At 39.8% G+C, this 251-nt stretch carries 1 pseudogene; it reads left to right on the plus strand.

The annotated features are described in order from the left end of the window. Nucleotides 1–196, plus strand: a pseudogene (locus tag RG959_RS24600) (RluA family pseudouridine synthase); the annotation flags it as partial. Between the last annotated feature and the right edge of the window lie 55 nt (nt 197–251).

Below are 251 nucleotides of genomic sequence, written 5' to 3' on the forward strand. Positions count from 1 at the left end.
CATGAGATATATTGGCTACCCACTTGTAGGGGATCCAAAGTATGGCCCAAGAAAAACATTGGATGCAAACGGTCAAGTATTGCATGCTAAATCGCTTGCGTTTACTCACCCTAGAACAGGTGAGTGGCTGAAATTCGAAGCTCCTTTACCGACCGACTTTGCAGATGTAATAGACTATATTGAGAAAATGTATTGACATGAACTGCGAACTTTGTAATAATGAACGAAATGAATAGTTGTCCCGTTAAAAT

The sequence above is a fragment of the Domibacillus sp. 8LH genome, assembly GCF_038806185.1.
GTDB classification, from domain to species: domain Bacteria; phylum Bacillota; class Bacilli; order Bacillales; family Domibacillaceae; genus Domibacillus; species Domibacillus indicus_A.